At 55.4% G+C, this 14183-nt stretch carries 7 protein-coding genes; 4 read left to right on the plus strand and 3 right to left on the minus strand.

Annotation, left to right across the window (positions count from 1 at the left end; all coding sequences use genetic code 11):
* Positions 1-227: 227 nt before the first annotated feature.
* Complete coding sequence (locus OSC10802_RS0129260; RefSeq protein WP_017720334.1) at positions 228-3482, minus strand: sll1366 family intein-prone helicase; 3255 nt, start codon at positions 3480-3482, stop codon at positions 228-230.
* 848 nt (positions 3483-4330) lie between these two features.
* Here OSC10802_RS0129260 and OSC10802_RS0129265 point away from each other — a divergent pair.
* The 3 genes from OSC10802_RS0129265 (at position 4331) to OSC10802_RS0129280 (ending at position 10957) form a co-directional block, all read left to right on the plus strand.
* Positions 4331-6487 carry a polyribonucleotide nucleotidyltransferase gene (locus OSC10802_RS0129265; RefSeq protein WP_017720335.1) on the plus strand — a complete coding sequence of 719 codons (2157 nt, stop codon included), beginning with the start codon at positions 4331-4333 and terminating at the stop codon, positions 6485-6487.
* A 305-nt stretch (positions 6488-6792) separates the two neighbouring features.
* Positions 6793-8919, plus strand: coding sequence for a CHASE3 domain-containing protein (locus OSC10802_RS42365; protein WP_017720337.1), 2127 nt, complete (start codon positions 6793-6795; stop codon positions 8917-8919).
* Between the two features lie 1204 nt (positions 8920-10123).
* Entirely contained in the window at positions 10124-10957 is an 834-nt protein-coding gene (locus tag OSC10802_RS0129280; protein ID WP_017720338.1) for an SWIM zinc finger family protein, read from the plus strand.
* Between the two features lie 3 nt (positions 10958-10960).
* Here the strand turns inward: OSC10802_RS0129280 and OSC10802_RS48100 are convergent, their stop codons facing one another.
* The gene (locus tag OSC10802_RS48100; protein ID WP_017720339.1) at positions 10961-12049 is read right to left on the minus strand and encodes a glycoside hydrolase family 24 protein; all 1089 of its coding nucleotides are present in this window, start codon (positions 12047-12049) and stop codon (positions 10961-10963) included.
* Between the two features lie 651 nt (positions 12050-12700).
* Here OSC10802_RS48100 and rbp point away from each other — a divergent pair.
* On the plus strand, positions 12701-13009 hold the full coding sequence (rbp, locus tag OSC10802_RS0129290; RefSeq protein ID WP_017720340.1) for an RNA-binding regulator: 309 nt from the start codon (positions 12701-12703) through the stop codon (positions 13007-13009).
* 529 nt (positions 13010-13538) lie between these two features.
* On the opposite strand, the gene OSC10802_RS0129300 is transcribed toward rbp, so the two are convergent.
* Positions 13539-14060, minus strand: a complete 522-nt coding sequence (locus OSC10802_RS0129300; protein ID WP_017720342.1) for a phospholipase D-like domain-containing protein — start codon at positions 14058-14060, stop codon at positions 13539-13541.
* Positions 14061-14183 lie beyond the last annotated feature (123 nt).

Genomic DNA, 14183 nt, shown 5'->3' on the forward strand with positions numbered 1-14183 from the left:
AGCATATATAGCAGTAGTAGTCATATTGGTTAAGACATTAATGACATGGCTTATGGGGCTCATGCGCATGAGCCCGATGCGCATGGGGTCAGTAGGGGCGGGTTCACCCAAGATGTCTCTGGGTTTTACCAGATGTTAGTAAACCCGCTCCTACCAGCTTTTGCGTGATGCCATGCATGCGTGATGCGATGATGCCCATGTACTAACCTAAGTGCATACTGCTATACCTACTCCTCATCAATCACAGCATTCCGGTCAAGCAGCAGCAAATTGCGCAGCCCGTCCGTATCCAATTCTGTCAGCCACTGTTCCCCAGCCCCTACCACTTGCTCCGCCAGAGCCTTCTTACTCTCAATCATATCATGAATTTTCTCCTCCAGCGTGCCGGTGCAGACAAATTTGTGCACCTGCACATTGCGCGTTTGCCCGATGCGAAACACCCGGTCCGTTGCCTGATTTTCCACCGCAGGGTTCCACCAGCGGTCAAAGTGGAAAACGTGATTGGCCCGCGTCAAATTCAAGCCGGTGCCACCGGCTTTCAGGGAAAGAATCATAATGGGTGGCCCTTGGGGGTCGTGCTGGAAGCGGTCAATCATCGCTTCCCGATCTTGCTGGCGCGTGCTGCCATACAGAAACAGCACCTCCCGCCCCAATTCCCGCTCTAAATGGGGTTTTAGCAATTTCCCCCACTCAGCAAATTGAGTGAAAATCAGAGCGCGGTCGCCCTCTAGCAGCACCTCCTCCAGCATTTCCTCCAACCGCTGCAACTTCCCAGAACGGTGCGCGGCTCCCAGAGCGCTCTCCTTTAAAAATTGCGCCGGGTGGTTGCAGATTTGTTTCAGCTTGACAAGCAGGGCTAAAATCATCCCCCGGCGCTGCAGCCCTTCGGCGGATTCAATTTCAGCCAGGGAGGCTTCCACTGTCTTTTGATAGAGTTGCGCCTGCTCGGCAGCGAGCCCGCAAAATACCGTCATCTCCTGCTTTTCGGGCAAGTCCTGAATAATTTCGCGGTCAGTTTTGAGCCGGCGCAAAATGAAAGGTTGCACAAGGGAGCGCAGGGTTTGTAGCGAAGCCGTATCCCCATACTTCTCAATCGGAATCCCAAACCGGCGCTGGAAGAATTGCCGCGCTCCCAAATACCCCGGATTGAGGAAATCCAAAATTGACCACAGCTCTTGCAGGCGGTTCTCCACCGGTGTGCCGGTGAGGGCAATGCGAAACTGCGCCTGCAGCTGACGCGCCGCTTGCGACTGCTTCGCCTCCGGATTCTTAATATTCTGCGCCTCATCCACAACCACGCCTTGCCAAGAAACGCTCTGGAGATCCTTGGCATCCCGCTGCAGCAGCGGATAGCTGGTAATCACTAAATCCTTACCGCTAATTGCCTTAGCAAACGCCTTGCCTTTGGCGCGTTTGTCCCCGTAATGCAGCAACACCTTCAGCGTCGGGCCAAATTTCTTGACTTCTCGCTGCCAGTTGCCCAATACTGAAGTTGGGCAAACCAGAAGCACCGGCGCTTCCAGAACATCTTGCTCTTGCAGGTGCAGCAGAAAAGCGATAGTCTCGATCGACTTTCCCAAACCCATGTCGTCCGCCAAACAGGCACCCAGACCCCACCGTTCCAAGAAAGCCAGCCAGCCGGCACCCCGCGCTTGGTAGGGGCGCAGCTCGCCCCGGAAGCTCTGGGGAGCTGGAATCGGCTCAACCGCTCGGCTGTCCATCAGGTTGGAGAACAGTTCCTGCAGCGCCCCACCGGCTTCAAAATTCACCACCGGCAGCTTTTCAATCGTCTGCGTGTCGCCAGTCGCAAGGCGCAGCGCATCTTCGAGCGACAGCGCCATCTTGTCTTTGCGACCTTTAAAAAATTCCTGAGCGGCTCGCACGTCTTGCTGTCGCAGCTCCACCCACTCGCCATTAATCTCCACCAGCGGGGAATTGAGCGCCACGAGCCGGTTAAACTCCGCCTGCGAAATCCGCTGTCCCCCTATGGTCAGCTCCCACTTGAAGTTGAGCAGGCTCTGCAATCCCAACCGGTCGGAAGCCTTCAATTTGGGCGTTTCGGCTCGAATGCTCAGCCCGAGCCGGTTGGCCCAGCCCTCCCGATTGGCCAGAGTTGCCGGCATGATGACTCCCAAGCCGCTATCCTGGAAGCGCCACGCGACTGTCTTGAGAAACTCATACGCCTGCACCGGCGTGATTGAGCAAAATTCTGGAGACGCCTGGTTCAAACTGGCTTCTATCGGAGGGTAGATTTTGGAAGCTAAACCCAAACCGCTGAGGAGTGTTTCTTGCGGCTGCTCAATCGTCCGCCCCAAATAAGACAGGCGCTCCACGGGGTTGCTCCAGACGGTTTTGGCGCTGACCAAAAAGTCGCTACTGTCCGCAGCTTGCAAATAATACTCCAGCTTCCAGTCGGTTTTGCCTTCTTTTGGCGGGCGGACATAAAAGCCGGTGCGAAACTGGTTCTGCCCTGCCATCTGGCGCTGCACCGGCTCTGTCCAAGTCTGGAGCGCGGTTTCCAGCAGTTCTAGCGCCCAGAGCGCCTTGACGGGCAAACCGGCACCCCCAGCGCCCAGAGCGTGCAGCCACTCCCGCACCGGCACATTAAGAGCCGCTTTCAATCCCGTTTCCGGGGTGAGGGCACCGGCCACTTTTCGGACTTGGGCGTCTGTGAGGGTGCTGAGGACACCCCGCAGCAATTCTTGGGGGGAGGGTGGCAAATCCACCGCCGGGTGCGGGCTGTTTGCTGCACAATAGGTGCGGGCTGCCGGTGGCATTTGCAAGGCATAGCGCTCCAGACGCTCCCGATCCGTGGCGCTGTCCAGCAGGGGCTGCCAGATAGCGGCGGCGGAGCCATCCTCTTGTAGCTCCAGTGCCGGCAAAAACTTGCTGCGGGCGAGCAAATCCAGGCTCCACCTGGCCACATGCGACCAAAAGCGCAAATCCGCCCCCACAAATTTTTCTTGGGTTGGGGCGTCCGCCGCCCCACCTGCGCCCAGGGGGAGCGCCTGCAAGAATTTCATCGCCTCTGGGGCGTCCAGGCAGAGCCCCTCAACCCGCCACGGGTATAAATATGCTGGGGGAATATCCTCAAGAGCCGGTGCGGCGGCGGAATGGGCGGGATAGGGAGATCCGGGCGGTTCTGGGATGTGAGTGGGTAAGGCAATGTCCTGGGATTTCCACACACTTGAGAGGGCAGTTTCTGGTTTGGCTTTTTGCTTTTTGCCTTTTTCGGTTTTGGGAACGGCACCCGCCGGCAGCGACCAGCTCAAATTGCCCTTAAGGGGGCCCTTAAGGGGGCCGGTCTGCTGCAGCGATTTGAGGAATTCCGCCAGCTCAGCGGGCGTCATCGCCAAGGGGTTGGGCTGCGCCCCCTCAAGCTGAGGGGCTTGAGATGGCGTCACTCTCCGCCAGGTTTCTCCCCAAATAAACAGATAGCTTCCCTGATTCTGAAGTCTCCAAGTGCCGTGTAAAATTGCCATCTAGAACTACCATGAATTTGCTTTCAAACTTTCAAATTTTACCCTCGTTCCGGAATTGAATCAACAGCGGCAGGTTCCTTCCTTGCGCCAGATGGCACTCGCCCCTTTACTTCCCCGAGCGCCGCTCAAATTTTCCCTTCTCCCCGGCACATCCAGTCTCGGCTATCCTGCGAGAGCCCGCCCCTACTTTTCTGAGCCAGCCCCAGTACGCGCCACCCTTGCGCGTGGAGCCTATTGGGAGGGCTAGATTTTTTTTGTAACTGACCTCTTAATCATCACCCTATCGGGATATAGCCGCTCTAATTGATGTGTGAAATACTCTCTCTTCTTTTTCCTTGGCGCTCCTTCACGGCGGCGGTTTATTTAAAAAGAATTTTTTCACCAAACAATTATAAACACTATATAATAGGGAAATGCCTTTTGTCGGGGCTCGCCGGCACGCCGGCGGAAGCGGGCCCGCAGGCATGGGGTGGCGAAACCGCGTAGCTATCGCTGTGGTGCTTAGCGCAAGCTCCCGAGAGGCTGTGGCCATTATGACAGCCCTGGATTTATTGTACAGCGGAAAGGGGGGGAGGGAGAGCCGGGGGGAGCCTGCCGTGCCGGCATGCCTAGGGCTTGCGAGGCGGTTTGGCAAAGGGTGCGGTGGTTTGTTTCAATCCCGTTTCCGGGATTCAGCTGGCCAAACATCGTCTCCTGACACTCCCTGCTGAAATCATTGTCGCATTGATATGGGCTTCTTTGCACAACCCTTGATGCTCCCGTGCGGTGCGCCGCCAATCAGGGAGCGGGAGCCCTATATTCAATGCTACGATTGCCTCAGGAAAGAATAGAGAAGGAAAAAGTACGGCATGAAAGAACTGAACAAGTCGATATCCTTTGACGGACGGGATATTCGGCTGAAAGTTGGTACGTTTGCGCCCCAGGCGGGCGGTGCGGTGCTGATTGAGTCGGGAGACACAGCCGTTCTGGTGACGGCTACCCGGGCGGCGGCAAGAGAGGGGATTGATTTTCTGCCGCTGTTGGTGGACTATGAAGAAAGGCTGTACGCTGCCGGTCGGATTCCGGGAGGCTTCTTGCGGCGGGAAGGGCGTCCTCCGGAAAAAGTGATTCTCACCAGCCGGCTGATCGACCGGCCCCTGCGCCCCCTGTTTCCCCAGTGGCTGCGGGATGACATTCAAATTGTAGCGACAACGCTGTCGATGGATGAACTGGTGCCGCCGGACGTGCTGGCAGTGACCGGCGCGTCTGTGGCAGTGCTGCTGGCTAAAATCCCGTTTAATGGGCCAATGGCAGCGGTGCGGGTTGGGCTGTTGGGCGATGATTTTATTATCAACCCGACTTATGGCGAGATCGAAAAGGGGGACCTGGATCTGGTGGTGGCGGGTTCGCCGGATGGGGTGGTGATGGTGGAAGCCGGTGCGAACCAGCTGCCCGAGCGGGACATCATTGAGGCGATCGAGTTTGGCTACGAAGCGGCGAGCGATTTGATTCGAGCTCAGCAAGAGCTGATCGCCGATTTGGGCATCGAACTGGTTCACGAGGAGGCACCGCCAGTAGACCCGACGCTGGAGAACTTCATCCGCGAGCGCGCCGGCGAGCCGGTTAAAGGGATTCTAGCTGAGTTTGAGCTGGATAAAAATGCCCGCGACGCGGCTTTGGATGAGATTAAGGAAACGCTGGTAGCGGCGGCGATTGCAGAAATGCCAGAAGATGACCCGATCCGCGCCGCAGCCGCCGCTAATGGCAAAGCGGTGGACAATGTTTTCAAGGATGTGACGAAGAAGTTGATGCGCCGGCAAATCCTGGAAGATGGCGTGCGGGTGGACGGGCGTCGGCTCGATGAGGTGCGCCCAGTGTCCTGTCTGGTGAGCCTTCTGCCCAAGCGGGTGCACGGCAGCGGTTTGTTTAACCGGGGGCAGACTCAGGTGCTGTCTGCGGTGACTCTGGGAACTCCGGGCGACGCCCAAGAACTGGCGGATGACTTGCACCCAGAAGATGAGAAGCGCTACCTGCACCACTACAATTTTCCGCCGTTCTCGGTGGGCGAAACGAAGCCGCTGCGGGCTCCGGGACGCCGCGAAATCGGTCACGGGGCTCTGGCGGAACGGGCAATTGTGCCGGTACTGCCTCCGCAAGAAGAGTTCCCCTATGTGATTCGGGTGGTGTCGGAGGTTCTTTCGTCGAACGGTTCGACCTCGATGGGCTCGGTTTGCGGCTCGACTCTGGCGCTGATGGATGCCGGTGTGCCCATCTCCAAACCGGTCAGCGGTGCGGCAATGGGTTTGATTAAGGAAGGGGATGAAGTCCGCATCCTGACGGATATTCAGGGGATTGAGGACTTTTTGGGCGATATGGACTTCAAGGTGGCCGGCACCGATACCGGGGTGACGGCGCTGCAGATGGACATGAAGATTACCGGCCTGCCGGTGGAGATTATCGCCAAAGCTGTCCATCAGGCCAAGCCGGCGCGGGCGCACATCCTGGAGAAAATGCTGGGCACCATCAGCAAGCCCCGTGCGGAACTCTCGCCCTTTGCCCCCCGCTTGCTGACGATTAAGATCGATCCAGACATGATCGGCACGATCATTGGGCCAGGGGGCAAGACGATTAAGGGCATTACTGAGGAAACCGGCGCTAAGATTGATATTGAGGACGACGGCACTGTCACCATCTCCGCCATAGACGCCGAAAAAGCTAAACGCGCCCGCACGATTATTCAGAATATGACGCGCAAGCTGAGTGCGGGAGATGTTTATGTCGGTCGGGTGACTCGGATTATCCCGATTGGCGCGTTTGTGGAATTTCTCCCCGGGAAGGAAGGGATGATCCACATTTCCCAGATCGCGGACTACCGCGTTGGCAAGGTGGAAGACGAGCTCTCGGTTGGCGATGAGGTGATTGTTAAGGTTCGGGAAATTGACCCGAAAGGTCGCATCAATCTGACGCGCTTGGGCATCCACCCGGATGAGGCGGCGGCGGCGAAAGCGGCGGCGGCTGTTAAATAGCACAAGGCAGAAATACGAGCCCAGTTCAGGGTGCCGTCATGCCGGCGGAGAGCCCGGCGGGTAAAAAAGCTTCTGGCAGCAGAAGCTTTTTTGGTTTAATCGCCTTTTGCCAACAGGGCAACTCCTGCAGCAAATTGGTAGAAAATATTAAAAATTTCCGGGGCTAAAATTAGCTGCAACTGGCACCAGCACAAGGTTTTCGCCTTACCGCCGCTGCGCTGAGCCCCATCCGGTAGGGGGGTTAGAATTCAGATAGCGCAGTTCAAGGAGCTCACCCCCCAAAGGAGGCTCCCAAAGGAGGACCTATGTTGCTGTCTGTCCCACAAAAAGTAATCGCGGGGTTTGGTCTGGCATCAGCAATTCTAGTTGGCGTGAGTGCCGCCTCGTACCAGAGCGTTACTCAACTCATTGAATCCCATAAAGGGCTGGCACACACCCAAGAGGTTCTTGGCAAGCTCGAAGGAATAATCTCTCTAATGAAGGATGCCGAAAGCGGTCAGCGCGGCTATATTATCACAGGACAAGACGCTGACCTCAAACTGTATCAGGCTGACCTTGAGTCTGTGCAGCGAATAGTTCAGGAACTCAGGCAATTAATCTCGGATAGCCCCAGCATGCAGCGCCGGCTCGCCACCCTGGAACCTCTAATTTCCCGAAGATTAGCCCAGCTCCAGAACAGGCTCAATGTGCGGAAAACCCAGGGATTTGAGGCGGCGGCGCAGTTGCTGCGTGCCGGTAAGGGAAGCTCGGTTATCAATGAGATCCGGCAGCATATTCAGGAGATGAAGGAGGAGGAGGATCACCTGTTGCTGGTGCGCTCGCAAGCGGCGGAGGCGAGTGCGCGAAATACTATTGTAACACTTTCCACCGGCATCTTCCTGCATTTTGCTATTCTCTCTTTGCTCTACTACTTGATTTATCGCGAGATGACCGAGCGCTCGCGGACGGCGGCGGAACTGAAAAAGCAAACCGCTATCCTGCAATCTGTCCTCGACAGCATGGGGAGTGGCGTCGCTGTCGCCGATGAAAAGGGGCAATTTTTGCTGTTCAACCCTGCAGGGGAGCAGATTCTCGGCACCGGTTCGACAGACGCTAAACTTGAGGAATGGTCGGAACAGTACGGCCTGTTTTTGCCGGATGGGGTGACGCTCTATCCGCCGGAACAGGTGCCTCTGGCGCGTGCGATGCGGGGAGAGCGAGTGGAGGATATGGAACTGCTGAGCCGCACTCCGCAAAAGCCAGATGGGGTTTGGCTGCTCGTTAACGCCACACCGCTCAAAGATGAAACCGGCGCTACCCGAGGCGGTGTTGCTGTTTTCCAGGATATCACAGAGCGCGTAGAGGCCACCCTTGCCGCTGCCCGCGCTTTGGAGGCGCTGCGGGAATCAGAAGCTCGGTTGAGAGAGCAAGCGACTCAGCTGGAACAAGCTTTTCGTGAGCTCAAGCAAACTCAAACCCAACTGGTACAGAGCGAAAAAATGTCGTCTCTCGGACAGCTGGTAGCCGGTGTGGCCCACGAAATTAACAATCCGGTCAATTTTATTTACGGCAATCTCGCTCACGCCAGTGAGTACACGCAAAATTTGCTCAACCTCTTGCAGCTTTACGAGGAAGTCTGTACTGTAGCGGTGCCGGAAATTGAAGCGGAGAAAGAAGCTATGGATATGGAGTTTTTGAAGGAAGACTTGCCTAAAATGCTGGGGTCGATGCGGCTTGGCGCGGACCGCATCCGCCAAATTGTCCTTTCGCTGCGCATGTTCTCTCGTCTGGATGAGGCGGATTTGAAGCCGGTGGATATTCACGAGGGGATTGATAACACTTTACTGATTTTGAATTACCGGCTGAAAGCGAAGTCAGAGCGTCCCGGCATTAGCGTGATTAAGGAGTATGGCAATTTGCCGCCGGTGGAGTGCTATGCTGGGCAGTTGAATCAGGTGTTTATGAATCTCCTCACCAATGCGATTGACGCGCTCGAAGAGGGGCACCGAGCATCGGGCGCTGGGCGTGGGAAAGAAGAGCAATGCCCAGCGCCCACGATTCAGATTCGCACCGAGGTGGGGAATGGGGCGTGGGGAATGGCGCATCCGGAAGATTCTTCGCAATCTTCAATGCCCACTTCCCAATTTCCAGTGCCGAGTTCTCCATTTGTCCGGATCTCGATTGCCGATAACGGCGCGGGGATGTCTGAGGAAGTCCTTTCCCGCCTGTTCGATCCGTTTTTTACCACTAAACCCGCCGGCAGGGGTACGGGGCTGGGGCTGTCCATCAGCCACCAAATCGTTGCTGAAAAGCACGGCGGGGCGCTCAAATGTCTGTCTAAACCCGGTCAGGGTGCGGAGTTTTGCATTGAGCTCCCTGTTCGCGCCCGCAGCAGCTCGCAAAGTAGCTCGCAAAAAGTTGCAAGTGGCAGCCCTCTGACTCGGGTGATTTAGCCGGCGAGAATCAGAGAAATTTTGGATTTTATATTTTGGATTTTGGATTTTGGATTTTGGATTTTGGATTTAAAATCTAGATATCAAGAGGGTATTCGTGGGCATAAAATGTCAAAATCCGGTGCGATTCGTTGAGCCTGGGGAGTGGGGGGAAGGGCGCGATCGCATCCCAACTCCGCACTTTCTTATTTCCTTGAAAGCCCTGTCCGATCCGAATTTGGGATTTTAAATTTGGAATTTTGGATTAAAACTGCGGGCCTCAAGAGGTTTCCATCGTGCGTAAAATTACTATCTATCTAAACTTGGTATTAGCTGAAATCCTGACCCCTAAGGAAATTCGTTCTGTGAGGGGTGAGTAAATTAGTGCGGCCAAACTTGAAAGGCTCGTGTTTCTTTCGGAAACCAGATTCGACATGTCTTGCCAACAGTGCCGGCAGAACCAGTAAGTTTCATGCGAGCGCACGTGGCGCAGCATTGGGTTGGAGCAGCAAGGACAGGTGGCCATAAAATTCTCACATCCTAAAAAAAACCGTGGCCAGCGAAACGGTTGGTTAGCCGGTGAGCCACCAACCACTTGAATGTATAAATAGAAAATAAAAAACTGATAAAGAACGGAAAAATCGTATAGAAACTTAATAAATTGAAATATCTCTTAATAAACAGGCGGTTGGACAAGTCGTGGGGGCCAGCCGCTGGTCGGCGAGCGCCAGTTGGGACAGTCCCATTAACAGGGCAAGCTCTCTAGTGGCGTCCGCGCAGCAAAGAACCCGCTTGCGAGCGGTTCTGTTGATTTATAGCTGCCCGCTTATTGAGCGCAGCTGAAATAGAGCGGGTGTAAATGATTGGTGATACCAAGTTTGCAAAGATAGTATAGCAGCAGTCATATTGGTTAGAACAATAGAAGCTTCGGGAGCTCTGGAGCAAGGGAGGCCGGAATGTAGGTTTCCTAAATGCTTACTGCTATATAGACGTAGGGCAGGCGTCCCGCCCCCCTGAAGGTCTAATGTTCTAATCTAAGTAGCTACTGCTATAATAGGCGCATGGGGCATAGGGCATGGGGCATGGGGCATGGGGCATGGGGCATGGGGCATGGGGCATGGGGCATGGGGCATTGAGGAAAACAATTAATCCCCAATCCCCAATCCTCAATCCAAAATACCCAATCCAAACTTCAAAATCCAAAATCCAAAATCCAAAATCCAATATGGCGAGTGAGAAACAGGAAATAAGTCGCGAGTGGTGGGTGGAGCGGTGGCTGGAGCTGCTGGATAAGTATCGCTTTAAGAAGCGCTTGGAGCGGGCTCGCGTTTACGCCCGGCAGGGGAATGTGCTGAGTATTGAGTTTCGCGAGGGAAAGGTGCTGGCGAGGGTGCAGGGAACGGAGCCGGAACCGTATCAAGTTTCGCTGTTTCTCAACCAGTTTACGGAGGAGGAGTGGGGTTATGTGATAGAAACAATGGCGGAGCGGGCGGTTTTTTCTGCTAAACTGTTAGCCGGGGAAATGCCGCAAAATATTGAGGATGTGTTTGCGAAAAATGGGCTGAGCTTGTTTCCGTTTACGCTGGATGAGATCCGCAGCCGGTGCAGCTGTCCGGATAAGGCGAATCCTTGCAAACATATTGGGGCGGTTTACTATTTGCTGGCAGACCGGTTTGCGGAAGACCCTTTTGTGCTGTTTCAGCTGCGGGGGCGCACCAAAGAGCAAATTATGGCGGAATTGCGCCAGATGCGGGGGAAGGCGGAGGGCGAATCCCCAAATCCCCAAATCCCGGCGGATAACTTTCCATCTCCCGCTTCCCAACCGGCGGTGAGGGTTGAGGGATTCTGGCAGTATAGCGAGGAGCTGGAGCCTTCTTTGGTGGTGATTGCGCCGCCGCCAAGCAGCGGTACGGTTTTGGATGTTCTCGGACCGATTCCTCTGCCATCCGAGGGGGGAGGGGGCACCGGCACTTCTCAGGCGGTGATGCAATATTTGGATGCGGTGTACAAACAGGTGAGCCAGCAAGCTATTGTGTCGGCAATGGCGAAGGAAAGTTGACCGCTATAAATAGCTTTCCAAGCGCTTTTGGTAAACTTGATGGAGCCGGACGATTGCCGGTTCGTTGTGCCCGTCACCGGCATGCTTTAAGGATGGCCACACGGCTGTTAGCTTGTGCACCGCTACCTCGAACCGGCCCGCTTCAATATCTTCTAAGGCTCCATGCTCGCGAAGCAATTCTATCGCCGCCAGGTCTTGATTGGCGGGGCTGAAGTCGGTCGCGCCAATTTTTTTGGCGAGGCGGTCCCAGGTGGAGCTGAGAAACAGGTAGCGACCGGCGGCGTCGGCGCAAAGCTGCTGTCCGTAGCGCACGCCACATTTGATCTCTCGGGGATGATCGTGGAAGCCAGCAAACTGGGTGCCGGTGTACTGGGTGCGGTAACGGGCGGCCTCGTCTGTGCCTTCCGCCCAAGCGATGGTGTCGAGAAACGCTTTGGTGCGGGCGTTTTTGACTGACTCGTCTGGGGGGGGTGAGAGTATCTCCTCCCACTTTTTGCTGATCTCCCGGCTTGCCGGTGCCAGCATTCCGGCGCGGGAAACGGTGAGCAACAGCCCAAAGCAGATGCCTAAACTCAGCCACAATCGCAAAGGGGGGCGATATTTCTCGCTCGCCGGCGGCTTCTTTCGTCGGGGGGGTGGGGCGGCTGGGAGCTCGGGCGGGGGAGTGTTCACCTGCCTAGCGCCGGTGTGGCTCTCGGGTGGGGGAGTGTTCACCGGCCTAGTGCCGGTGCGGCTCTCGGGCGGGGGAGTGTTCACCTGCCTAGCGCCGGTGCGGCTCTCGGGTGGGGGAGTGTTCACCGGCCTAGTGCCGGTGCGCTTCGCACCAAAGGCCAGCAGGGACTTTACCGCCAATACTGTTCGCGCTACTGTTTGCGGTGGGATTCCCCGTGAAGTCAGGGAAGTCGCGAACGCATCCACATCGGCTTTGGTCACCTCTGTTAGGGGTTTGCGCACGAAGTCCCGGAACTGTTTGACGAGCAGCCAGTGAGAGCGCCGCCGTGCGGGAGGCTTTTGCTGCAACCACTTGTGAATCAGCTCGGTGTCAGAACCGCCGGCGCTGCTGCTTGTGAGGGGCTGTTGGGCTATGCGCATCACTGGTCTCCTGATGGCTGTTTACCTAAGGTTTTAGCAGGTCTTTACAGGTTGCCGCCTTGGGGAAATCCACGCCCGCAGTGGGCCACCATCACCGGCAGCGTAGCGATGCGCGCCAGTACACTGACGCCGACTTGAGCTGGCGGCAGGGGGCTGGCGATTTCGCTTCAATCCCGTTTCTGGGATTCAGCTGGCCAAAAATGTTCTCCTCCTACTCCTTGCTCAAATCATTGTCGCATTCATTTGGGCTTCTTTGCACAATCGGGATGCTCCCTACGATTGTACCAGCTGTCAAGATTGCTTTTATTGCACCGCTCGGATGATATCGATCTGATTGGCGCTCCTGAGCAGGCTCCGCCGGCGATGGGCCACCGGCATTGCAATTAGGGATTTAAATCAACTGCACGCCACAGAGCGCTCTCCCCCGCAGGTCAAGCCGGTGTCGCCTTGTGCTGCTTTGCGAAATATTAAGTTTTGTAACAGTTTTTCTCTCTCCGCCACTTTTCACGCAGGCTGTGCTAGCCTAAGGAGTGAGAGTGAAATTCGGTTGCAGTGCTGGTTTGTGGTATTGATAGGCTTTTCCCTTTTAGTATTGACAGGCTTCTCTCCGAAATCTCAACCTCCACACGTATTTGATTTGGGAGATAATCCATGTCCATTTATGTAGGCAACCTTTCCTACGAAGTGACTCAAGAAGACCTGACCGGCGTATTTCAAGAATACGGTACTGTAAAGCGGGTTCAGCTGCCTGTAGACCGCGAAACAGGTCGTCTGCGCGGCTTTGGTTTTGTGGAAATGAGTACCGACGCTGAAGAAACTGCAGCCATTGAAGCCCTGGACGGTGCTGAGTGGATGGGCCGTGACATGAAAGTTAATAAGGCCAAGCCGCGGGAAGAGCGTGGCCCCTCTGGTGGCGGTCGCGGCAATGGCGGCGGCGGCTACAACCGTCGGCGGTACTAAGCTTTAAGGGGTTGGGGCTTTCAGCCCGTGAATACTGGCTGATACAAAAGCACTGGCCTCTGTGTGAGAGCCATTAGTCTCAGTCACTCAAATGAATCGAAAAAGGCTCGGGCAGCAGTGCTTGAGCCTTTTTCATCTCTTGGCAGCTGCCAGATTGTTTCAAGCCCTGATATGAGATCCGGTTGCATCAATTTTGTATAAAGATTGAAGTCGCGGCAGCTCACCGGCTATAGCAGCAGTCATATTGGTTAGAACAATAGAAGCTTCGGGAGCTCTGGAGCAAGGGAGGCCGGAATGTAGGTTTCCTAAATGCTTACTGCTATATATAGACGTAGGTACGGCGTCCGCCGAGCCTGAAGGTCTAATGTTCTAATCTAAGTGGCTACTGCTATATCAGAAGCCGGTTTCTCCGAGCTATCTGCAGGGAGCAAAGGTTATCTGTGCTCCCGCCCCTAGTGCGGCGCGAGAAGAGTGTGCCCGCCCCCGCCCGAGCGAGAAGGAGAGCCGCGCTCAGGGGGAGGGTGCCGGTTTAAAAACTGTTAAATTGCCAGCCTATTCTTCCCCGACAGGTAGAATCAGCTTCTAGATTCTCAGCTGAATCAAAGCGGTGAATCAAGTCCTGAATAAGGCGCGGCTCTGTGGTGCGAAGTCCTATTTCACGCTCGGCGCTGCGAACACCCGACGTGAGGAAGTTGTGGCTGCCCAGCATGGCGAATTTGCGATCGCATACGAGATACTTTTCATGGGTTCCTAATGCTTTAAGCTGGAAGTTTTCAGGAGAGTTGCGCTGCAGCTGCCGCAGTTGGGGCAAGGCACCATACCAGAAGTTACGGTCTATTTTGCCTGGCTGCAAATCGTCTAATCGCCCCCATCCTATTTTAACACACACACCTTTTTCTAGCAAGGATTTTAACTGCGAAAACACCGAATTTGTCATGCCGGCAGTCGTTGGCCAAGGGCAGACAAGAATCAGCTGCTGTTGAGCGGTTTTGAGGGCTTCTGTGAGGACAGACCGGCTGCCGGTGCGGTCGTAGATTAACTCGTAATTCATAGGGGTGGATGGATTGGAGAAGCCGGTTGATTTGAGCGTAACTGTCCCGCACGGCTGTTTCAATCATGGGGGTGGCGATGGCTTGGATTTCTTTGCGCAGTTGCGCGAGGTCTATTGACATGG

Origin of the sequence: Kamptonema formosum PCC 10802, from assembly GCF_000332335.1 — a bacterium.
Classification (GTDB): domain Bacteria; phylum Cyanobacteriota; class Cyanobacteriia; order Cyanobacteriales; family Oscillatoriaceae; genus Oscillatoria.